Raw genomic sequence first — 22,295 nt, 5'->3', positions numbered from 1 at the left:
CTCCCTGGTGAAATTAGCGCTGTGGAACCACCCGATCCCATCCCGAACTCGGAAGTGAAACGCAGCTGCGCCGATGGTAGTGTGGCTCAAGCCATGCGAGAGTAGGTCATCGCCAGGGTTTATACCCAAAACCCCGCTGCTCACGCAGCGGGGTTTTTCTTTGTCCGCAGCAGAATACACCTGCCGGAATGCACCAGTAGATCACGATTGCCGGCCAGCGGCCGGCACTACCGTCGGTGATGCGGGGGCAATGCACCTAGGGCAGTTGTCGGTGGATCTACGCGATGCGTGCGTGGTGTGGGCCTGCGCACTGCGCGCGCCCTGGTTGCCGGCCAGCGGCCGGCACTACCGATGGGTCGATGCCACCGGGGCGTGCGCTTGCCGTGATCCATCACGCAGGACACTTAAAAAAACGGCGCCCTGCGGGCGCCGTTTTCATCCGATCGCGTTACACCGGGGACTCAGGCAACGCGTGCGATCCCGCGCACCTCCTGCTGGCGGAACACCGAGACCGCTTCGGTCAGCGTCCCGGCCTGCGACTGCAGTTCGCGTGCCGCAGCGGTGGCTTCCTCCACCAGAGCGGCGTTCTGTTGCGTGGCCTGGTCCATCTGCACCACGGTCTGGTTGATCTGCTCGATGCCGATCGACTGTTCCTGCGACGCGGCGGAGATCTCGCGCATGAGGTGGCTGACGTTCTCCACGCCACCGACGATGCCCTGCATGCGCTGGCCGGCATCGGCGACCAGCTGGGCGCCCTCACCGACCTGGCGACCGGCTTCGTCGATCAGCGTCTTGATTTCCTGTGCTGCCGCGGCCGAGCGCTGCGCGAGCACGCGTACCTCACTGGCAACCACGGCGAAGCCGCGGCCCTGCTCGCCCGCGCGCGCCGCTTCCACCGCGGCATTCAGCGCGAGGATGTTGGTCTGGAAGGCGATGCCATCGATCACGCCGGTGATGTCAGCGATCCGCTTCGATGCACCTTCAATGGCCTGCATCGTGTCGACCACCCGTTGCATCACCGCGTTGCCGTCGCCGGCAGCACGCTGCGTGGACGCGGCCAGCTCACTGGCCTGGCGGGCATGGGCGGCGTTCTGGCGTACCGTGGAGGTGAGCTCCTCCATCGACGCTGCGGTTTCCTGCAGATGCGCCGCCTGGCGCTCGCTGCGCTCGGACAGCGCGCCATTGCCGGCAGCAATCTCACTGGCGGCCGTGCTGATCGAAGCGGCGCACTGCTGGATGCGGCCCACCATGCGAGAGAGCTGGCTGGCGGTGGCGTTGGCGTCGCGCTGGATCGCGGCGAACGCGCCGTGATGCTCGCCGTGCATGCGTCGATGGAGATCACCACTGGCCAGCGCGGAAAGCATCTGCCGTACCTCATCAACGGTACTGCCGAGCGTGTCCAGCAACTGGTTGATGCCGCCGGTGAGGCCGTCGAGGAAGCTGGCGCCTTCGCGTGCCTGCAGGCGCTGGTCGAGGTCCCCCGCAGCGGCAGCGGCGACGATACCGGCCACCGCGTTTTCCAGCGCCAGCTCATGGGTGCGGTCATGCCACTCCACCGCAAAGCCCAGGCGCACGCCCTGCGCGTCGAATACCGGAGTGACTACCTGGGCGAAGTGCACCGGGCCGATCTGCACCTTGCCGTTGTGGGTGACCTGCAGTCCATTGAGGATCGCGCGGATGCGCTCGGGATTGGCGTGGAAGCGGTGGATGCTGCTGCCGACCAGACGCTCCGCATCGAAATCAGGGAAGGCTTCGCGCAGCGGTGCCTGCTGCTTGCGCAACAGGGCCACCACCGAGCGGTTCACATAGCGGATCACGTGATCATTGTCGGCGATCATCATCGCTGTGCGCGAAACATCCAGCGCCTGGCGGATCTGTGCATTCTCGGCATTCGCAGCGGCTTCGCGGTCGCGTTGCGCCTGCACGTGCCTTGCGGTATCGGCCAGCGCATGCGCCAGCGAACCGGGTGCATAGGCCGTGGCGTGGGCATGGGCGGTCAGGTCGGCGCCGGTGGCGATGTCACGTGCCAGCGCGGCCAAACGATGTGGGCCGTGGCCGAGCGCTTCGGTCTGTTGGCGCAGGCGCAACGCGACCTGGCCGAGGAACAGGGTCAGGCCAGCGAACAGGCCGGCCTGCAGCAGCGTCGGCCACAACGCAGCCGCGTCCAGCAGCGGCACGAGCAGGGCAAGCGCGCCGACGCCACCGGCCACCCACACCGGGAAACGGTCACGATGGCTCAGCAGCATGCCCAGCAGCACGGCAATCGGCAGCGCGGGTGACACGCTGCCGGCCGCGCACAGCAGCGCCAGCTGGAGTGCCAGCAGCAGTGCCAGGCCGTTGCGGGCGATCCCGCGACCGGCCAACGGCCCTGCCAGCCATGCGGCCGGCAGCAGCGCCACCGCCGCCAGCGCGGGGCCCACGGCCTGCGCGCCATTCAGGGCGAGCGCAACGCCGACCATGGCCAGTGCAGCGCCGACGACCAGCAGGCGTTGGTCAGCGCGGCGGGCGAGCTGCTGCAGATGCGGCAGACGGGAGGTATCAGGGGGACGGGAAAATGCAGCGTACATTGGATGACTCCTGGATCAGCAGATGACAACGGCCACGCCGCTGCGCACGCGATAACGCGTGAGCAGGGCGTGGACCGGGAATTCGGGGAAGGTGGCGCGATCAGCGGCGCGGAGACGGGTCACCGTGGCCACATCCTGTGGATGACGGTGCAGCAAAGCAGGCATGCGGACTTCCTTGCAGAACCAGATACATGCCGCAGGCCCGACCGGACCCGCGTGCCGCGGGCGCAGGGGCCCGCAACTGATGTATCGGCCGCAGACGCCCAGAGTGAAGTGCGCGGGCGCCGCGACTCAGCCGGCGCTGTCGTTGCCGAAGAAGCGCAGGATCACGTCGGCGATCTGCGCCGGTTCTTCCATGTGCAGATGATGGTTGCCGGGAAATACCGCCAGCCGCCCATCACGCAGGTGCTGCAGGCGATCACTGCGCATTGGTTCGGGATAGTACGACTGTGCTGGTGTGGCATAGATCACCTGCGTCGGGCAGGCGATGGCCTGCAGCAGGTTGTCGATCTGGCCTTCGCTGAGGCGGATCGCGGTCGGCAGCATCAGGCGCGGATCGCTGCACCAGCGATAGCCACCCTCGACCGGCTCCACGCCGCGTTCGACCAGCAGGCGTGCACAGCGCTCGCTGAGCTGGTTGGTCATCATCCGCGCGCGGATCGGCGCGGCCAGGTCGGGGAACACGCGCAGCTGCTTGCGCCCCAGCCCACGCGTGGCATTCACGTGCTCGCGCAGGCGGTTGGCTGTCTCTTCCTCGGGGCCGCGCAGGCCGCCGAGCGCTTCGATCGCCACCAAGCGCTCCACCCGATCACTGACCGAGGCGGTAAGGCTGGCGATGCCGGCGCCCATCGAATGGCCGAGCAGGCTGAAATGGTCCCAGCCCAGCGCATCGGCCACGTCGAGTACGTGGCAGATCGCGGCGGCCGTGGTGTAGCTGGCACCGGCCGGCAGATGCGCGCTGTGGCCGTGACCGGGCAGGTCGATGGCCACCAGCTGCAACGACGCCAGATGCGGCGCCAGCGGCACGAAGCTGGCCGCGTTGTCGAGCCAGCCATGCAGGGCCAGTACGCGCGGGCCGTCGCCATGGTTGCGCAGGCCGGCGACGCGCGCGCCACCGGCCTCGAGTTCAAACGGCTGCAGGCTCATGCCAGCGAGGCCACAGCCAGCCGTGCCAGTGCGCGCGCATGTTCCGGTTCGGCGTTGAGACAGGGGATGTAGCGCATTTTCGCGCCGCGCTCGGCCAGCGTCTCGGTGAAGCCCAGCGCCACTTCTTCCAGCGTTTCCAGGCAGTCGGTGGCAAAGCCCGGGCAGACCACGTCGATCTGCTTCACACCGGACTCGGCCAGCGCCCACAGGCTTGGCTCCGCATACGGCTGCAGCCAGCGCTCGCGGCCAAACCGCGACTGGTAGCCCATCTGCCACTCGTCGCCGCCCAGGCCCAGCGCGTTGGCGATGGCCTGCGCACTGGCCTCGCAGCGCTGCGGATACGGATCGCCACCATCGGCCAGGCGCTGCGGGATGCCATGGAAGGAGAACATCAGTTTCTGGCCACGACCGTGCTGCTCCCAGTAGCGCCGGATCGAGCCGGCCACGGCCTCGACCCAGCCCGGATCGACCGAGTAGTCGCGCACCAGGCTGACGGTCACGCCCGGGTTGCGGCGCTGCCACGCATCGACCCGGTCTTCGACCGAGGCGGTGGTGGTGGTGGAGTACTGCGGGTACAGCGGCAGCACGACGATGCGGCGCGCGCCGCCGGCGGCCAGACGGTCGAGCTCGCCGGCCAGCGCCGGTTCGCCGTAACGCATCGCGTGGCGCACCGTCAGGGTCGGCAGCAGGGCCTGCATGGCCTGCGCCAGCTGGCGCGTATGCACCATCAGTGGTGAGCCGTCGGGCAGCCAGACCTGCGCGTACTTGGCCGCCGAACGGCTACTGCGCAGCGGCAGGATCAATCCACGCAGCAGCGGCTGCCACAGCAGCGCCGGGATCGCGACCACGCGGGGGTCGGACAGGAATTCAGCCAGGTAACGGCGTACGGCGGGGGCCGTCGGCGTCTCGGGGGTGCCTAGGTTGACCGCCAGCACGGCGGTATCGGGAGCGTCGAGCATGGTCGCTATTGTCGCCGATCCGGCGTGGCACCGGGATGCAGGGTTCGGATTGCATGCATAGCACGCGCCTATATGAGCAGGGAACGCTCATAGGATATTCATGACAACACTACTAATTTCAGTCACTTGCTATATCTTCCTATGGACTGACTTCTGGAGCCTGCCATGCGTCGCCCGATCCAAGCCCTGCTGATCGCCGCCAGTCTGCTGTCCAGCCAGGCCATGGCCGGGCCGCAGGAAGACCAGCGTGCGCGCAACGCCGTGCGTGTGCTGGCTGAAATCCAGGGAATCCCTGAACAGGGCATTCCGGACAAATTGCTCGACGAAGGCCGCGCGGTCATCGTCATTCCTGACACGATCAAGGCCGGTCTGGTCATCGGCGGTCGCCGCGGCCACGGCCTGATGTCGGTGCGCATGGCCAATGGCGCCTGGTCCAACCCGGTGTTCGTGAAGCTCACCGGCGGCAGCATCGGCTTCCAGGCCGGTGTCCAGTCTTCCGACGTGGTGCTGGTGTTCCGCAACGATCGCAGCCTGGACAACCTGGTCAACGGCAAGTTCACGCTGGGCGCCGATGCCGGCGTCGCCGCCGGACCGGTTGGCCGCAATGCCGCGGCCGCCACCGATGGCCAGCTGAAGGCCGAGATCTGGTCGTGGTCGCGTGCCCGCGGCCTGTTCGCCGGCGTCGCGCTGGATGGCGCGGTGCTGCAGATCGACGATGCCGCCAACCTTGATGCCTACGGCAGCAACACCACGCCCCGGATGATCTTCGAAGGCCGCGCCGCCGGATCGCCGTCGATGGACGTGGTCGCTTTCCGCGATCGCCTGGAAGAGGCCACCTACGCCGCTCGCAACAACCGCAACGGCAACGGCGGCAGTGCGCCGCGCCCGGCCACGCCCTCGGCAGTCGCCCCGGCGCCTGTTCAGGCAGCGCCGGCCGAGGCCACCACCGCGCCCCTGCAGAACGTGCCGCAGAACCCGCCGCCGCAGCAGCAGGGCTTCCAGCCGGTCAACGACGGCGAGATCCGCACGGAAACGCTGGGCGGAAACTGACTTTCGTCACGCGCGCCGGCTGACAGCCGGTGCGCTATGCTCGACAGCCTGATCACTAACGTAACGAGCGTCTTTATGGGCAGTTTCAGCATCTGGCATTGGTTGGTCGTGCTGGCCATCGTCCTGCTGGTGTTCGGCACCAAGCGCCTGACCAGTGGCGCCAAGGACCTCGGCTCGGCGGTCAAGGAATTCAAGAAGGGCATGCGCGACGACGACAAGCCGAACGCGCAGCTGGGCGACGAATCGCGCAGCCAGGACGCCTCGCGCACCGCGCAGGACGAGCACGACCGCAACCCACGCTGATCCGGAGCGGTCGCGGTGTTTGATATCGGCTTCAGCGAACTGCTGGTGATTGCCGTGGTCGCCCTGGTGGTGCTCGGTCCCGAGCGCCTGCCCAAGGCGGCCCGCTTCGCCGGGCTGTGGGTACGTCGTGCCCGCAATCAGTGGGATTCGGTGAAACAGGAACTGGAACGCGAACTGCAGGCCGAGGAGATCAAGCGGCAGATGCAGGACGTACGCCAAGGCATGCAGGACACTGAGAACCAGCTGCGCGCCAGCGGCGAGGCGATCCGTCGCGGAGCCCAGCAGGCGCAGCAGCAGGGCGATGAGCTGGCGCAGGAGGTACGTGCACCGGCACCGGCCGATGTGCCGCCGCACATGGGCGCCGCCCCCGACGCGGTTGCACCGGCGCCGGAAGGCGCTGCTGCCGAGCCGGCTTCGGCCACGCCGCCTGAAGCCGGTGCGACGCCGCCGAACCAGAGCACGGAGCGCCAGCCATGAGTGAACAGGATTTCGGCGAAAGCTCGCTGGTCGAACATCTGGTCGAACTGCGCGGCCGCCTGGTGCGCGCGTTGCTGGGCCTGGGCGTCGTGCTGCTGGCGCTGCTGCCGTTCACCCAGAAGCTGTACAACGCATTGGCCGAACCGCTGGTCTCGCAGCTGCCCAACGGGCAGACGATGATCGCCACCAATCCGGCCGGCGCGTTCTTCGCGCCGCTGAAGCTGACCTTCTTCGTTGCCTTGTTCGTGGCGGTGCCCTGGCTGCTGTACCAGCTGTGGGCGTTCGTTGCCCCGGGCCTGTATGCGCGCGAGAAGCGCCTGGCGGTCCCGTTGCTGGTGTCGTCGGTGCTGCTGTTCTACACCGGTTGCGCCTTCGCCTACTTCCTGGTGCTGCCGGCGGTGTTCCATTTCCTCACCACCTTCAGCCCGGACGTGATCGCCATCACGCCGGATGCGAATGCCTATCTGGACTTCGTGCTGGCGATCTTCTTCGCCTTCGGCGGCAGTTTCGAGCTGCCGGTGGCGATGGTGATCCTGGTGCTGCTGGGCTGGGTGACGCCGCAGCAGTTCAAGGAAGGCCGCGGCTACGCGATCGTTGGCATTTTCGTTCTGGCAGCGGTGCTGACCCCGCCGGATGTGGTCTCGCAGCTGATGCTGGCGATCCCGATGTGCCTGCTGTACGAGCTGGGCATCCACGCCGCGCGTTGGCTGGTGCCATCGTCGGCAGTGAAGAAGCCCGCCGCCTGATCCGGTAGCGCCGGTCGGTGCGCGACGCGCGTGGTTTGACGCGATGCGACATCCACGCACGGCATGGATCTACCGATGTTCCGGTCAGGCGTGGAAGATGTCGCTGGAGGTCGGCGTGGTCGGGATCGGCGGCGCGGCGCGGCTGCCGCGGTGCACGAACATCTGCTTCCACGCGGCATAGACCGCGCCCACGTACAGCGGCATCAGCACCGTGGTCAGCACCAGCTGGGCGATGAAGGCCGCGGCGAGCGGGCCACCGATCAGCATCGCGATCTGGATCACGATCACGAACAGGATGTACATGCAGAACGCGGCGATCAGGCCCAGCACGGCGAACACGATCATCGCGCCGATGTTCTCGATGCAGCCCTGCAGGCTCAGGCGCAATGCATGCATGCCGCTCTGCTTGTCGAACACCACCAGCGCCGGCTGGGTGAACATCGCCAGCGACAGTGCCACCGCGCTGAGGAACACCAGCAGCATCCACAGCGCGATGCGCTTGGCCGGCAGGTTGGCGACCAGCGCGGCGGCATCCTCCGGCTTGATCTGCTGGCCGCTGCGGCTGATCTCTTCCATCTTGGTCATGACCTCGCTGAAGGCGGTGAAGCCCTCGCGGCCGATCATCAGGAACAGCAGCGCGCCCAGCAGCAGCACCGCCAGCACCTGGATGGCCAGCGGCACCAGCAGGTGGCTGACGCGGTGGTCGCGGATCGGCTGCAGCAGGTGCGAAGCCAGGCCCGCGCGGCCTTCGTCGATTTCGCCAACGGCGTACAGCATGCCGCCGAACATGATCGGCGAGATGGCCAGGGTCATCAGCTGCACGGCCATGCCGGCGGCGCCGGGTATCAGCGTCGACAGCAGGGTGACCACCCAGCTCACCAGCAGCCAGGTCAGGCCGATCCGGGCCAGCTGCAGCGGCGCACGCCGGTACAGGGAGAACGTATCCAGCAACCACTGGGCGCCCGCCGAAGCCGGCAGCTTGCGAATCTCTTTCATGGACATCCGGGAGGGGACAGGAGGGGCCGGGCGCGTGCCCGTGCCGCCGATTATCCCTGTTTTGCCATCGGCTGGGCTGAAGACAGCCGCGCCTGGCGGACGAAGCGCCGCAACAGCTGGCGGGCCAGCGGCGCGGCGCTGACCGCGCGCTCGATGCTGCGGGCACAGCCGCCGTGGCGACCGATGCAGTCGGCGCGGGCGCGCACGTAGCCGCGCATGTGGTGGGTGGCGAACTCCGGATGGAACTGCACGCCCCAGGCCTGGCGCCCCCAGCGGAAGGCATGGCAGCCGTCCAGAGGCGAACGGGCCAGCACCTCGGCCCCGTCGGGCGCGCGCAACACGGTCTGCAGATGGGTGGCGTGGGCTGCGAAATGCTGCGGCAGGCCCTGGAACAGCGGGTCCTGCGCGGCCTGCGGCTGAAGCTCCAGCTCGATCGTGCCGGACTCGCGGCCGGCCGGGTTGTAGGCCACCTCGCCCCCCAGCGCGTGCGCCAGCAGCTGATGGCCATAGCAGATGCCGAACACCGGCAGGTCATCGTGGGCGGTCTGGCGCAGCCATGCCGCGCTGCGCTCGCTCCAGTCGGCGTGGTCGGTGACGAACGCCGCCGAGCCGGTCACCAGCACGCCGGCGAAGGCGTGCGGATCGGGCAGGGCGCCACCGTGCTCGACGTCGACCACCACCGTCTCATGCTCTTCCAGTCCGGCGGCGACGCGGATCCAGTGCGGAAAGCGCCCGTAGCGGCGCAGCGACGGCACCGGGCGGCCGGTTTCAAGGATCAGGAACGGAGCTGGGTTCATCCGGGGGCGGCAGGACTGACAGGACTTCCTCGATTGTAGTCAGCCCTTGCGCCACCTTTTCAAGCCCGGCCTGGCGCAGGGTTCGCAGCCCTTCAGTCCGCGCGGCGCGGGTGAAACCGGCCAGATCCATGTCGGCGCGGATCTGCCCGCGCAGCCGCGAACCCAATGGCAGCAACTCATACAGGCCGATGCGGCCGAGGAATCCGGTGCGCCGGCACTCCAGGCAACCGACCGGCCGACAGGGCGTGGCGGCATCTGGATATGCACCATGGCTATCAGCCAGTACCGCCCAATCGGCGGCGCCGAGGCTGTGCGGCTGCTTGCAGTGCGGGCACAGCGTGCGCACCAGGCGCTGGGCGAGGATGCCGTTGAGGGTGCTGGCCAGCAGGTAATGCGGCACGCCCAGATCAAGGAGGCGGGTGACCGCCGACGGCGCATCGTTGGTATGCAGGGTGGACAGCACCAGGTGGCCGGTCAGCGAGGCCTGTACCGCCATCTGCGCGGTCTCCAGGTCGCGGATCTCACCGATCATGATGATGTCCGGGTCCTGCCGCAGCAGGGTGCGCACGCCGCTGGCGAAGTCCAGGTCGATGTTGGCCTGCACCTGCATCTGGTTGAACTCGGGCGCGATCATTTCGATCGGATCCTCCACCGTGCACACATTCACGTCCGGGGTGGCCAGCCGCTTCAGCGTGGAATACAGGGTGGTGGTCTTGCCCGAGCCGGTCGGGCCGGTGACCAGCACGATGCCGTGCGGGCGCTCGACCAGCGCATTCCAGCCTGCGGCCTCCTGCGGGCTGAAACCGAGCTGGTCGATGCTCTTGAAGGCGGCATCCGGGTCGAAGATGCGCATCACGCACTTCTCGCCGAAGGCCGTGGGCATGGTCGACAGGCGCATCTCGACCTCGCGGCCCCCTGGCGAACGGGTCTTGATGCGACCATCCTGCGGGCGTCGGCGCTCGGCCAGGTCCATGCGGCCCAGCACCTTGATGCGGCTGACCACGGCGGTCATCACTGCCGGCGGCACTTCGAACACCTTGTGCAGCACGCCGTCGATGCGGAAGCGCATGCGCCCCATCTCGCGGCGCGGTTCCAGGTGGATGTCCGAGGCGCGCTGTTCGTAGGCGTACTGCAGCAGCCAGTCGACGATGTGCACGATGTGCTGGTCGTCGGCGTTGACGTCGCCGGTGCGGCCCAGTTCGACCAGCTGCTCGAAGCTGGGCAGGGTGGTGCTGGCCTCGCCACGCGCGTCGCTGCGGGCGCCGCGCACCGAGCGGGTCACCCCGTAGAACTCCATGGTGTAGCGGTGCAGGTCCAGGGGGTTGACCACCGCCAGTTCGATGCGGCGGCGGGTCAGGTGCTGCAGGTCACGACGCCATTCCTGCACCAGCGGCTCGCTGGTGGCCACCAGCACGCGCTCGGCATCCACCGCCAGCGGCAGGAAACGATGACGTCGGGCGTAGGCGTGCGACACCAGTGCCGTGACCGCGGCGACATCGACCCGGGTCGGGTCGATGCGCAGGTAGCGGCTGCCGGTGCGCTGCGCCAGCCATTCGGTGAGGCGTTCCAGGCTCAGTTCGCCGCCGCCGGTGGCGGCCAGCTTGAGGTTGGACAGCAGCACCAGCGGATGCACTTCACTGGCGTTGCGCGCGCCCTGCGCCGAAAAGCGCATGCGTTCGCGGTCCTGTTCGGCCACCAGGCCATCGGCGATCAGCGCCGCAGCGATCTGCTCGAAATGCAGCCGTCCCCTGGGCAGCGGGATGCCGCCCGCCTCGCCGGGCGTGCCTGCTGGCAGCCGATGTTCCATCTGCCTGCTCCTCCCGGGTACGGAATGCCCCGCAGGTCGGCCGTTATACTAGCGCACCCCCTTGCCGGCCAAGACTCGTACGCATGTCCGCGACCCCGACCGTTCCGATCACCTTCCAGGGCCTGATCCAGACCCTGAACCAGTTCTGGGCCCAGCAGGGCTGCGTGCTCATCCAGCCGCTCGACCTGGAGGTGGGCGCCGGTACCTTCCACCCGGCCACCTTCCTGCGTGCGATCGGTCCGGAAGGCTGGAATGCGGCCTACGTGCAGCCCTCGCGTCGCCCGACCGACGGCCGCTACGGCGAAAACCCGAACCGCCTGCAGCGCTATTACCAGTACCAGGTGGCGATGAAGCCGGCGCCGGACAACATCCAGCAGCTGTACCTGGATTCGCTGAAGGCGCTGGGCATCGACCCGCTGGTGCACGACCTGCGCTTTGTCGAGGACAACTGGGAATCGCCCACGCTGGGCGCGTGGGGCCTGGGCTGGGAAGTCTGGCTCAACGGCATGGAAGTGACCCAGTTCACCTACTTCCAGCAGGCCGGTGGCCTGGAATGCCGCCCGGTGCTGGGCGAGATCACCTACGGTCTCGAACGCCTGTGCATGTACCTGCAGAACTGCGACAACGTCTACGACCTGGTCTGGACCTACGGCCCGGACGGCCAGCCGGTGACCTACGGCGACGTCTACCACCAGAACGAGGTGGAGCAGAGCACCTACAACTTCGAATACGCCGACGTGGAAGAGCTGTTCCATCGCTTCGATGCCTGCGAGCGTGAGGCGCAGAAGCTGGTGGAAGTGAACCTGCCGCTGCCGGCCTACGAACAGGTGATGAAGGCCAGCCACACCTTCAACCTGCTCGATGCGCGCCGCGCGATCAGCGTGACCGAGCGCCAGCGCTACATCCTGCGTGTGCGCGCGCTGGCCCAGGCGGTGGCCAAGGCCTACTACGAGCAGCGCGAGAAGCTGGGCTTCCCGGGCGCGAAGAAGGCCTGACGGCCGCTCTCCCTCTCTCAACTTCCGGGGCGCCGGACGCGTTGCGCGCTGCGCCCCCACCACAGGATCGAACCGATGAGCCAACTGTCCCCCCTGCTGATCGAACTAGGCACCGAGGAGCTGCCGGTCAAGGCGCTGCCGGGCCTGGCCCAGGCCTTCTTCGACGGTGTTGTCGACGGCCTGCGCAAGCGCGGCGTCGCGCTGGAACTGGGCGATGCGCGCCCGCTGTCGACCCCGCGCCGCCTGGCCGTGCTGCTGCCGGGCGTCGGCCTGGAACAGCCGGAACAGCACAGCGAAGTGCTGGGCCCGTACCTGAACATCGCGCTGGATGCCGAAGGCCAGCCGACCAAGGCCCTGCAGGGCTTCGCCGCCAAGGCCGGGATCGACTGGACCACGTTGGAGAAGACCACCGACAACAAGGGTGAGCGCTTCGTGCACCGTGCGGTGCGCCCGGGCGCGAGCACCGCCAGCCTGCTGCCGGAGATCCTGCGCGAGGCGATCGAGGCGATGCCGATTCCCAAGCCGATGCGCTGGGGCGACCACGCCTGGGGCTTCGCGCGCCCGGCGCACTGGCTGGTGCTGCTGCACGGTGCCAACGTGGTCAAGGCCGAACTGTTCGGCCTGCAGGCCGGCCGCGTCAGCCGTGGCCATCGTTTCCACCACGACCAGACCGTGTCGCTGGCGCAGCCGCAGGACTACGTTGAAGCGCTGCGCGCTGCGTTCGTGCTGGTCGACCCGAGCGAGCGCCGTGCGCGCATCGTCGCCGAGGTCGAGTCTGCTGCGGCCAAGGCCGGTGGCAGCGCCCGCATCACCGACGACAACCTGGAGCAGGTGGTGAACCTGGTCGAATGGCCGTCGGCGGTGCTGTGCAGCTTCGAGCGCGCGTTCCTGGCGGTACCGCAGGAAGCGCTGATCGAGACGATGGAGATCAACCAGAAGTTCTTCCCGGTGCTTGATGACAGCGGCAAGCTGACCGAGAAGTTCATCGGCATCGCCAACATCGAGTCGAAGGACGTGGCCGAAGTGGCCAAGGGCTACGAGCGCGTGATCCGCCCGCGCTTCGCCGACGCCAAGTTCTTCTTCGATGAAGACCTGAAGCAGGGCCTGGCGTCCATGGGCGACGGCCTGAAGACGGTGACCTATCAGGCCAAGCTGGGCAGCGTGGCCGACAAGGTAGCGCGCGTGGCGGCCCTGGCTGCAGTGATCGCGCCGCAGGCCGGTGCCGATCCCGTGCTGGCCAAGCGTGCCGCCGAGCTGGCCAAGAACGATCTGCAGTCGCGCATGGTCAATGAATTCCCGGAACTGCAGGGCATCGCCGGCCGCCACTACGCCGTGGCCGGTGGCGAATCGGCCGAGGTGGCGCTGGCCATCGACGAGGCCTACCAGCCGCGCTTCGGTGGCGATGACATCGCACTGTCGGCGCTGGGCAAGGTGCTGGCCATTGCTGAGCGCTTGGACACCCTGGCCGGTGGCTTCGCTGCCGGCCTGAAGCCGACCGGCAACAAGGACCCGTTCGCCCTGCGCCGCAACGCGCTGGGCCTGGCCCGCACGGTCATCGAAAGCGGCTTCGAGCTGGACCTGCGCGCGCTGCTGGCCAGCGCCAACGTCGGCCTGGCGGCACGCAACGTGCAGGCCGATGTGGGCGAGCTGTACGACTTCATCCTCGACCGCCTGAAGGGCTACTACAGCGACAAGGGCGTGCCGGCCACGCACTTCAACGCCGTGGCCGAGCTGAAGCCTGCTTCGCTGTACGACTTCGACCGTCGCCTTGACGCAATCGGCACGTTTGCCGCGCTGCCGGAAGCCGAAGCGCTGGCCGCGGCCAACAAGCGCATCCGCAACATCCTGCGCAAGGCCGAGGGCGAGATTCCCGGCCAGATCGATCCGGCGCTGCTGCAGGAAGACGCAGAGCGTGCGCTGGCCGAGGCGGTCACCGCCGCCATCGATGACACCGGCGCCAGCCTGCATCACAAGGACTACGTGGCCGTGCTGGCACGCCTGGCGCGCCTGCGCCCGCAGGTTGATGCGTTCTTCGATGGCGTGATGGTCAATGCCGAGGATCCGGCACTGCGCGGCAACCGCCTGGCGCTGCTGACGCTGCTGGGTGAGCGCCTGGGCAAGGTGGCGGCGATCGAGCATCTGTCGAGCTGAGTTGTGGTGCCAAGCAAGCTTGGCACCCACCGGGAGTGCCGGCCGCTGGCCGGCATCGTCCCTGCGCACGGAACTGACGGTGGATGTCCATCGGGGTCATCGCCGGCATCGTGCACGATGCGGGCATCCTCGCCTGTGATCGCGATGATCGCCACAAAGGCGCGTATTTTGACCGCGACTTAACAACCGATCCCCAACGGCGTGATGCATTTCGCATCGTCACCTCCGGTCGGTATGCTGTGCCGCATGCAGCCAAAGAAATACGCCCTGCCGCTGATGGTCCTGTCGCTGGCCGCCACTACCGTGGCCCACGCGCGCGGCACCATCGACAAGGTGGACATCAAGGGATTGGACAAGGGCGACGACGCCGCAATCATCGAGAACATCCAGGAATCGCTGTCGCTATACGACACGATCGGCAAGGAGCAGGGCGAATCGCGCCTGGAGTACCTGTTGTCGCAGGCTGAGCGGCAGACCCGCCAGGCGCTGGAACCGTTCGGCTACTACAACCCGGTGATCACCGTTGAAGCACCGCGCGAGGATGAGCACGTGCGCGTTCTCATCCACGTCGACAAGGGCGCCCCGGTGACCGTGCGCCGCGAGCACATCGACATCACCGGCCCGGCAATCTACGATCAGTACCTGCAGGACGACCTGGCCGCGTTCAAGCCGCGCAAGGGCCAGCGCTTCGAGCACACCCAGTACGAAGCCAGCAAGATCACCATCACCCGGCGCCTGGCCGAGCGTGGCTACTTCGACGCCGACTACACCCAGCGTCAGGTGCAGATCACCCGCGCCGACAATGCTGCCGACATCGACCTGACCTGGGACAGCGGCCGCCGCTACAACATGGGACCGGTGCGTTTCCACCAGGACTACTTCGTCGACAAACTGTTCGATCCGCTGGTGTACTGGGACGAGGGCAGCTACTACCACGAGGGCAAGCTGGACCGGCTGCGGCAGTCGCTGACCAAGCTGGATTATTTCAGCGTGATCGACATCCAGCCACGGCCGGATCAGGCTGACGAGAACGGTGACGTGCCGGTGGACGTCAACCTGACCCGCGCCAAGCGCACCATCTACACCGCGGGCCTGAGCTACGGAAGCGAGAGCGGCCCGGGTGTGCGCGGCGGCATCGAGCGGCGGTTCCTGAACAGCCGCGGCCACAAGATGAATACGCAGCTGGACTATGCGCAGAAGCGCAAGAGCCTGGTCACCAGCTACCGCATCCCGGCGTTCGCCTGGCTCGACGGCTGGTACACCTTCGCTGCAAGCGCGTATGACGAGCAGACCGATTACATCGACCTGCGCAACTTCAAGCTGATCGCCAGCCGCAGCGGCGAGATCAACGAGCACTGGACCGCGATCGCTTCGGTCAACGCCCTGCGCGAGCGCTGGCGCTATGCGTCCGGCACCGAGTTCACCGACGCGGTCTACAACACCTCGACGCTGGTGTACCCGCAGATGGTTGCCGACTACGTAAACGTTGACGACACGATGTTCCCGCGCAAAGGCATCAGTGGTACGGCGACGATGCGCGCCGGCGTCGAAGGCGTCGGTTCGGATACCAGTTTCGTGCAGGCCAACGCGGTGCTGCGCTGGTACATCCCGGTGGGCGAGAGCAACCGGCTGATCCTGCGCGGCGAAGGTGGCACCACCTGGACCAGCGACCTGGTGGCGATGCCGCCGAGCCTGCGCTACTTCGCCGGTGGTGACCGCAGCATCCGCGGTTATGCCTACCGCGAGGTCGGCCCGCGCACGCCGGCGCCGGACAAGTACGCACTGGGTGCCAAGAACCTGGTGATCGGCTCGGCCGAGTACGAGCACTACTTCAATGGAGGCCCGTGGGGCGCGGCGGTGTTTGTCGATACCGGCAGTGCCTTCGACAACACCATCGACCTGCATACCGGCGTCGGCTTCGGCGTGCGCTGGAAATCGCCGGTCGGCCCGGTGCGTATCGATATCGCGCATGGCCTGAACAACCCGGATTCGCAGTTCCAGCTGTACCTGAACATCGGAGCGGACCTGTGAGCACGCCTGCCCCCACCCCGAACCCGAACACGCCGCCGCGCGTGCGCTTCTATCGCCGTCGCCGCTTCTGGGCGTGGTCCGGCGTGGGCGTGATCGGGCTGGTGCTGCTGGCCCTTCTGGCGGTGTACTGGCTGCTGCAGACCGTGGCCGGCCGTGACGTGCTGCTGGCCCAGGTGGTGGCCCGCCTGCCGGTCGGCGCCAGTTTCACCTGGGACAAGGTGGATGGCCCGGTGGCGGGCCCACTGACCCTGTACAACGTCGACTTCCGTTACAACGACATCCATTTCCATGCCGAACGCGCGCACCTGGAGCCGGACCTGCGCCCGCTGCTGGGCCGCAAGCTGCTGCTGGACAAGCTGGAGCTGACCAACGCGACCTTGAACCTGGCCAAGAGCGATGAGCCGTTCAAGCTGCCGTCGTGGCCGGACTCGCTGCCGCAGATCGAGATGCCGCTGGCGATCCAGGCCGATGCCATCGCCATCGATGGCTTCCGCATCAGCCAGGCCAACGAGCCGGTGATCGACATCAGCCGCGTGCGCGGTGGCATCGAGATCGCCAACGGCGAATTCCAGGCGCACAAACTGGTCGTGGACAGTGACATGGGCAATCTCACCGCCCAGGGCCGATACATCCCGGCCAAGGACTACGATACCGACGTGACCGTGACCGCCGTGCTGCCGGCACCGTGTGGGCGAACCGCCGCCACCCTGGGCTTGGTCGCGCGCGGCGACCTCGCGCACATGGAAGTGGCCGTGGCCGGCCGTGCACCGCAGCCGCTGAAGGCGATGCTGGTGTTCGACGGCCGCACCGATCCGGCCTGGAATGCCAGCGTACGCAGCGATGAACTGGATCTGGCGCTGCTGTCGCCGGCGCTGGCGAGCTCGGCGATCGCACCGCTGGCCCTGGACTTCACTGCCAGCGGCAAGGGCGGCAACGCCAATCTGCAGGGCAAGGTGAAGCAGGGCGATCAGGAACTGGAACTGGCCCCGTCGGTGGTGTCATTGCAGGACCAGGTGCTGAAGGTTTCGCCGCTGCGGTTGAAGGGCCTCGGCGGCGAAGCGCGGCTGGAAGGCACTGCCGATTTCAGCCAGGAAGACCAGCAGACACTCAATTTCTCGGTGGTCGCACGCGATCTGACCTACGTGCCTGCAGCGGACCCGAACACCGCCGGCAGCGCGCCGGTACCGGTGACGCTGAAGGAAGCGCGTTTCGGCCTGGCGGGTACGTTGAAGGCGTGGGCGGCGATAGGCCGTGCCGAAGTCGAACGCGAAAAGCAGAAGGCACAGCTGCGCTTTGACGTGCGCGGCAACGACCAGGCTGCATCGATCCACGAACTGCAGGCGCAGACGCCGGGTGGCCAGCTGCAGGTGGAAGGCCAGGTGGCGTGGGCACCGCAGCTGGACTGGGATGCCAAGGCCACGCTGAAGGACTTCGACCCCGGCTATTTCGTGCCGGGCTGGAATGGCCGCCTGTCCGGCAACCTGGCGTCCAAGGGCCGCCAGCTGCCGCCGCCGGCCAATGCGCCGCCGGGCACGGCCGGAACACTGGAAGCCACGGTGGACCTGCCGTCACTGAAGGGCATCCTGCGCCAGCGCAATCTCGATGCGCAGGGCAAGTTCGCGCTGCAGGGTGATCAGGGCCAGGGCGAACTGAAGCTGGCCCTGGGCAGCAGCCGGGTGACCGCGGCGGGCAAGGTCGGTGATCGCCTCGACATCGACGCCCGTTTCGAACCGCTGCAGCTGAGTGATCTGCTGCCGGGCGCCGATGGTGGCCTGCGTGGCCAGGTGCAGGTTAAGGGTCCGCGCGATGCGCCGGACATCACCGCCGATCTGGTGGGCAACAACCTCAATTGGGATGGCTACGGCGCCGGGAGCGTGAGCATCAAGGGCCACCTGCCGTGGCGCGGCGACAGCGGCACGCTGGCGGTACAGGGCCAGCAGGTCAATGCCGGCATGCTGCTGGAGCGGTTGAACATCGACGCGCAGGGCAGTGTCTCCAACCTGCGCCTTGCCGCGCAGACGCGCAACGAGATGGGCGCGATCGAACTGCAGGGAAGCGTGCGCCAGCAGGGCACGCAGTGGCGTGGCGAGCTGGCATCGCTGCGTATCGCACCGGTGAAGGGTGATGCCTGGTCGCTGCGTGCACCGGCGGCGTTCGCGATCAACGGCAGCACCTACACGCTGGGCGAAGCCTGCCTGGCAGCCGCCAGCAGCGGCGCGCTGTGCGCCCAGGCCAACTGGCCGCGCGAGGGCCTGCTGGTACGCAGTGATGCGCTGCCGCTGGCGCTGGTGCAACCCTGGCTGCCGCCGCAGTCGGGCCGCCGCATCTACCTGCGTGGCGATGTCAGCCTGGACGCGCAGATCCGCCCGCGCGGCAATGCCTGGGAAGGCCATGTGGAAGTGCGCTCGAAGGAGGGTGGCGTGCGCCTGGGCGAGAACCGCACCACGGTGGGCGATGCCTCACGTGGTGAGCTGGTGCGCTATGACCAGTTCTCGCTGAAGCTCGACATGACCCCGGCCAGCATCAAGGGCTATCTGGGCATGGGCTTCCAGGGCAACGGCTTCGTCGACGCCAAGATGCAGACCGGCTGGGAAGCCAGCGCGCCGTTGAATGGCGAGCTGTACCTCAACATGTCGCGGCTGTACTGGCTGGAGCTGTTCTCGCCGGACATCGTGCGCCCGACCGGCCTGATCGAAGGCCACGTCAGCCTGCGTGGCACGCGTGGCCAGCCGTCGCTGGGCGGTGATGCGCAGCTGAGCAACTTCAAGGGCGAGTTCCCGGCACTGGGCCTGACATTCGACCAGGGCAAGGGCAGCTTCGTGGCCCAGCCCGATGGTTCGGCCAAGATCACCGCGCAGGCCAACTCCGGCCAGGGCACGCTGTACGTGGATGGCGGCCTTTCCTGGTTCGGTGATGCACAGCCGCTGCAGCTGAAGATCCACGGCGACAACGTGCTGCTGTCCAACACCAGCGAACTGCGTATCGTCGCCAATCCCAACCTCGATTTCACCCTGGCCAAGGCGGCGATGGAGTTGCGCGGCACCGTGCATGTGCCCGAGGCCGATATCGATCTTGAACGCCTGGACCGCGGTACCTCGGTGTCTGAGGACGTGGTGGTGCTCGACCCGGTAGACCCGGAAGAATCGCGCACCTCGCCGCTGGACATGGACCTGACGGTCAGCCTGGGCGACAAGGTGAAGATGACCGGCTTCGGCCTGAAGGGCGCCCTGACCGGCAAGATGCAGGTCTGGGCCAAGCCCGGCCGCGAGATGACCGCCAACGGTGGCCTGGAAGTGAGCGGTCGCTACAAGGCCTACGGACAGGACCTGACCATCACCCGCGGCAACCTCACCTGGAACTACAACGCGGTGTCCGACCCGCGCATCAACATCCGTGCCGAGCGCCGGGTCGGTGATGTCACCGCCGGCATCGACGTGACCGGGCGTGCGCAGCAGCCGCGCGCGGACGTATGGTCCGATCCGGCGATGTCGCAGTCCGAAGCACTGGCGTACCTGGTGCTGGGGCGCAGCCTGACTGGTGCCAGCAGCGACCAGGCCCAGCAGGTGAACGCGGCTTCGGCGGCACTGTCGGCCGGCAGTGGCCTGCTCGCCTCGCAGCTGGGCGCCAAGCTGGGCCTGGACGATGCCGGCGTGAGCCAGTCGCGCGCGCTGGGCGGATCGGTGATCGGCGTCGGCAAGTACATCTCGCCCAAGCTGTACGTCGGCTACGGTGTGTCGCTGGTCGGCGCCGGCTCGGTGATCACGCTGAAGTACCTGCTGCGACGTGGCTTCGACGTGGAAGTGGAATCGAGTACGGTGGAAAACCGTGGTTCGATCAACTGGCGCAGGGAAAAGTAGCGCCACGCCATGCGTGGACGGGGCCACGCCGGGCCACGCCCGGCGGGTGCAATCCCCACCCCCAACCATCGGCCGTTGCCCCGCCGGGCCCCAGCGGCTATGGTCCCGGGCTGTTCTGTCGTACCGGATTGCCTCATGTCACCACGCAAAGCCCTTCCCACCGCCCTGGCCCTGGGCCTGACCCTCGCCGCCGGCGCACATGCCGATGAAGGCATGTGGATGCCGACCCAGCTGCCGGAGTTGGCCAAGCCGCTGCAGGCTGCCGGCTTCAAGGGCAATCCGGCCGACCTGGCCAACGTCACCGCGCCGCCACTGAGCGCGGTGGTGCGCGCCGGTGGTGGCACCGGTTCGTTCGTGTCCGCCGACGGCCTGCTGCTGACCAACCATCACGTGGCGATGGGCGTGATCCAGTACAACAGCTCGCCCGAGCACAACCTGATCGACAACGGCTTCATCGCCCAGGGGCGCGCCGATGAGCGCCCGGCCAATCCGGACTTCCGCGTGCTGGTCACCGTCGGCTTCGACAAGGTGACCGACCAGGTGCTGGCGCAGGCCCGCGGCAAGACCGGCCGCGCCTACTTCGATGCGGTGGATGCGGCCAGCAAGCAGATCGTGGCCGAGTGCGAGAAGGACGGCAGCGTGCGCTGCTCGGTGGCCAACATGTACTACGGCACCGACTTCTACCGTATCGCGCAGCTGGAACTGAGCGACGTGCGCCTGGTGTATGCCCCGCCGCGCGCGATCGGCAACTACGGCGACGAGATCGACAACTTCATGTGGCCGCGCCACACCGGTGACTTCACCCTGCTGCGCGCCTACGTCGGCAAGGACGGCAAGCCGGCTGCCTACAGCAAGGACAACGTGCCCTACCAGGCGCCGGCGCACCTGCAGATGTCGGTGGAAGGCCCGAAGGAAGGCGACTACGCGATGCTGGCCGGTTACCCGGGCATCACCTACCGCCACCGCACCGCGGCCGAGTTCGCCGGCCAGATCGATGCCGTGCTGCCGCGACGCGTATCGGTGTTCCAGCAGATGATCGATACCATCGAAGCCGCCAGCGCCAAGGATGCGCAGGCACGTACCCGCTATGCCTCGCAGCTGCAATCGCTGAAGAACAACCGCAAGCGCGCCGCCGGCGAGCTGGAAGGCCTGCTGCGCAGCGATGCCAAGGCCCAGCGTGCCGCCGACGAGAAGGCCATGCTGGCCGCGACCGACCGCAAGTACCAGGCCGACATCAAGGCGCTGCTGGCCAACCTGTCGCAGGGCGCGGCGGTGGGCGAACGTGACCTGCTGCTGGATCAGATGGCGATGCAGAGCCAGCTGCTGCGCTCGGCACTGCTGCTGGAGCGCCTGCGCATCGAATCGGCCAAGCCGGACGCGCAGCGCGAGAGCGGCTACCAGCAGCGTGACCAGGCGATGATTGAAGGCGTGCTCAAGCAGGTCCAACGCCGCTACGCGCCGGAAGTCGAGAAGGCCCTGCTGACCACCCTGCTGACCCGCTACCAGCAGCTGCCGGATGCGCAGCGCGTGGCCGAGTTCGACACGGCCTTCGGCCGTACCCCGGCGCAGCTGGCCAAGGCACTGGATACCCTTTACGCCGGCACCCAGCTGGGTGACGAGGCACAGCGCCTGTCGCGCTTTGCTGCCGCCCGCGAAGGCAAGGCGCTGGCGGCCGATCCGCTGATCGCCGTGGCTGGCCCGCTGGTGGCCGCGCAGCTGCGCATCGAGAACGAGAGCAAGACCCGCGAAGGCGAGCAGCTGCGCCTGCGCCCGGCCTACATGCAGGCACTGTTCGCCTGGCGTGCCAAGCAGGGCCGCGCGGTGTACCCGGATGCCAACCGCACCCTGCGCATCAGCTACGGCAAGGTCGAGGCACTGCACCCGCGCGACGGCGTGACCTACTCGCCGGTGACCACAGTGGCTGGCATCGTCGAGAAGAACACCAACGCCTATCCGTTCGATGCACCCAAGCCGTTGCTGGCGGCGATCGCCAAGGGCGATTTCGGCAGCACCGCCGACCCGGCGCTGAAGACCCAGACGGTCAACTTCCTGACCAACCTGGATACCACCGGCGGCAACTCCGGCTCGCCGGTGCTCAACGCCAAGGGCGAACTGATCGGCCTGAACTTCGACAGCAACTGGGAATCGGTCAGCGCCAGCTGGTGGTTCGACCCGCGCTACAAGCGCGCCGTGCACGTGGACATGCGCTACCTGCGCTGGCTGCTGGCCAAGGTCTACCCGGCACCCGAACTGCTGAAGGAAATGGGCGTACCGGCGGAATAAGGCCGGTTCGAGCACGGATTGCAGGCTCTCGCCTCGATGAGGGCCAGATGATTGTGGGCCCCCACCTTGGTGGGGGTGGTTGCCCCCAAGGAGCCCGTACACCCGGCCACGCCTGGCCTACACTGCGGGT

General features: G+C 67.6%; 16 protein-coding genes and 1 rRNA gene. 10 read left to right on the top strand and 7 right to left on the bottom strand.

Annotated features, from left to right (window positions below; translation table 11 throughout):
• Positions 1 to 3: 3 nt before the first annotated feature.
• A 5S ribosomal RNA gene (rrf, locus tag QZ853_RS20555) occupies positions 4 to 118 on the top strand.
• A gap of 343 nt (positions 119 to 461) precedes the next feature.
• On the opposite strand, the gene QZ853_RS20550 is transcribed toward rrf, so the two are convergent.
• The 4 genes from QZ853_RS20550 to hemH form a co-directional block, all read right to left on the bottom strand.
• Entirely contained in the window at positions 462 to 2,567 is a 2,106-nt protein-coding gene (locus tag QZ853_RS20550; protein ID WP_295579919.1) for a methyl-accepting chemotaxis protein, read from the bottom strand.
• A gap of 15 nt (positions 2,568 to 2,582) precedes the next feature.
• Positions 2,583 to 2,732, bottom strand: coding sequence for a hypothetical protein (locus tag QZ853_RS20545; RefSeq protein ID WP_295579915.1), 150 nt, complete (start codon positions 2,730 to 2,732; stop codon positions 2,583 to 2,585).
• A gap of 126 nt (positions 2,733 to 2,858) precedes the next feature.
• The gene (locus QZ853_RS20540; RefSeq protein ID WP_295579908.1) at positions 2,859 to 3,713 is read right to left on the bottom strand and encodes an alpha/beta hydrolase; all 855 of its coding nucleotides are present in this window, start codon (positions 3,711 to 3,713) and stop codon (positions 2,859 to 2,861) included.
• Positions 3,710 to 4,672, bottom strand: coding sequence for a ferrochelatase (gene hemH, locus QZ853_RS20535; protein ID WP_295567657.1), 963 nt, complete (start codon positions 4,670 to 4,672; stop codon positions 3,710 to 3,712). Before hemH ends, QZ853_RS20540 begins: the two co-directional genes overlap by 4 nt.
• A gap of 165 nt (positions 4,673 to 4,837) precedes the next feature.
• Here hemH and QZ853_RS20530 point away from each other — a divergent pair, with 165 nt between their 5' ends.
• The 4 genes from QZ853_RS20530 to tatC all read left to right on the top strand — a co-directional run bounded on the left by QZ853_RS20530 (position 4,838) and on the right by tatC (position 7,248).
• Positions 4,838 to 5,722 (top strand): YSC84-related protein, encoded by an 885-nt coding sequence (locus QZ853_RS20530; protein WP_295579901.1) that lies wholly within the window; start codon positions 4,838 to 4,840, stop codon positions 5,720 to 5,722.
• A gap of 75 nt (positions 5,723 to 5,797) precedes the next feature.
• Entirely contained in the window at positions 5,798 to 6,025 is a 228-nt protein-coding gene (gene tatA / locus QZ853_RS20525) for a Sec-independent protein translocase subunit TatA (protein WP_295567652.1), read from the top strand.
• A gap of 15 nt (positions 6,026 to 6,040) precedes the next feature.
• On the top strand, positions 6,041 to 6,502 hold the full coding sequence (gene tatB, locus QZ853_RS20520) for a Sec-independent protein translocase protein TatB (protein ID WP_295567651.1): 462 nt from the start codon (positions 6,041 to 6,043) through the stop codon (positions 6,500 to 6,502).
• Positions 6,499 to 7,248, top strand: a complete 750-nt coding sequence (gene tatC, locus QZ853_RS20515) for a twin-arginine translocase subunit TatC (protein WP_005420449.1) — start codon at positions 6,499 to 6,501, stop codon at positions 7,246 to 7,248. The genes tatB and tatC overlap by 4 nt, the downstream gene beginning before the upstream one ends.
• Before the next feature lie 84 nt (positions 7,249 to 7,332).
• Here tatC and QZ853_RS20510 read toward each other — a convergent pair whose 3' ends face one another.
• From QZ853_RS20510 to QZ853_RS20500, 3 genes are read right to left on the bottom strand one after another with little or no spacing between them, the layout of a single operon-like run.
• A complete protein-coding gene (locus QZ853_RS20510) occupies positions 7,333 to 8,244 on the bottom strand; it encodes a BPSS1780 family membrane protein (protein WP_295579854.1) in 912 nt (303 codons plus the stop codon).
• 50 nt (positions 8,245 to 8,294) lie between these two features.
• Complete coding sequence (locus tag QZ853_RS20505) at positions 8,295 to 9,041, bottom strand: glutamine amidotransferase (protein ID WP_049430273.1); 747 nt, start codon at positions 9,039 to 9,041, stop codon at positions 8,295 to 8,297.
• A complete protein-coding gene (locus QZ853_RS20500) occupies positions 9,013 to 10,848 on the bottom strand; it encodes a GspE/PulE family protein (protein WP_295579843.1) in 1,836 nt (611 codons plus the stop codon). Before QZ853_RS20500 ends, QZ853_RS20505 begins: the two co-directional genes overlap by 29 nt.
• An 83-nt stretch (positions 10,849 to 10,931) precedes the next feature.
• Here QZ853_RS20500 and glyQ point away from each other — a divergent pair, with 83 nt between their 5' ends.
• The 5 genes from glyQ to QZ853_RS20475 all read left to right on the top strand — a co-directional run bounded on the left by glyQ (position 10,932) and on the right by QZ853_RS20475 (position 22,165).
• Complete coding sequence (glyQ, locus tag QZ853_RS20495; protein ID WP_049430272.1) at positions 10,932 to 11,843, top strand: glycine--tRNA ligase subunit alpha; 912 nt, start codon at positions 10,932 to 10,934, stop codon at positions 11,841 to 11,843.
• Between the two features lie 75 nt (positions 11,844 to 11,918).
• Complete coding sequence (gene glyS / locus QZ853_RS20490; protein ID WP_295579840.1) at positions 11,919 to 13,994, top strand: glycine--tRNA ligase subunit beta; 2,076 nt, start codon at positions 11,919 to 11,921, stop codon at positions 13,992 to 13,994.
• Between the two features lie 234 nt (positions 13,995 to 14,228).
• On the top strand, positions 14,229 to 16,025 hold the full coding sequence (locus QZ853_RS20485; RefSeq protein ID WP_295579928.1) for an autotransporter assembly complex family protein: 1,797 nt from the start codon (positions 14,229 to 14,231) through the stop codon (positions 16,023 to 16,025).
• Positions 16,022 to 19,882, top strand: coding sequence for a translocation/assembly module TamB domain-containing protein (locus QZ853_RS20480; RefSeq protein WP_295579837.1), 3,861 nt, complete (start codon positions 16,022 to 16,024; stop codon positions 19,880 to 19,882). Before QZ853_RS20485 ends, QZ853_RS20480 begins: the two co-directional genes overlap by 4 nt.
• A 135-nt stretch (positions 19,883 to 20,017) precedes the next feature.
• Positions 20,018 to 22,165, top strand: a complete 2,148-nt coding sequence (locus QZ853_RS20475) for a S46 family peptidase (protein ID WP_295579834.1) — start codon at positions 20,018 to 20,020, stop codon at positions 22,163 to 22,165.
• Positions 22,166 to 22,295 lie beyond the last annotated feature (130 nt).

It is taken from the genome of uncultured Stenotrophomonas sp. (assembly GCF_913778665.1).
Classification (GTDB): domain Bacteria; phylum Pseudomonadota; class Gammaproteobacteria; order Xanthomonadales; family Xanthomonadaceae; genus Stenotrophomonas.
Note: the sequence above shows the minus strand (reverse complement) of the source record. Positions and strands in the feature narration are given on the sequence as shown.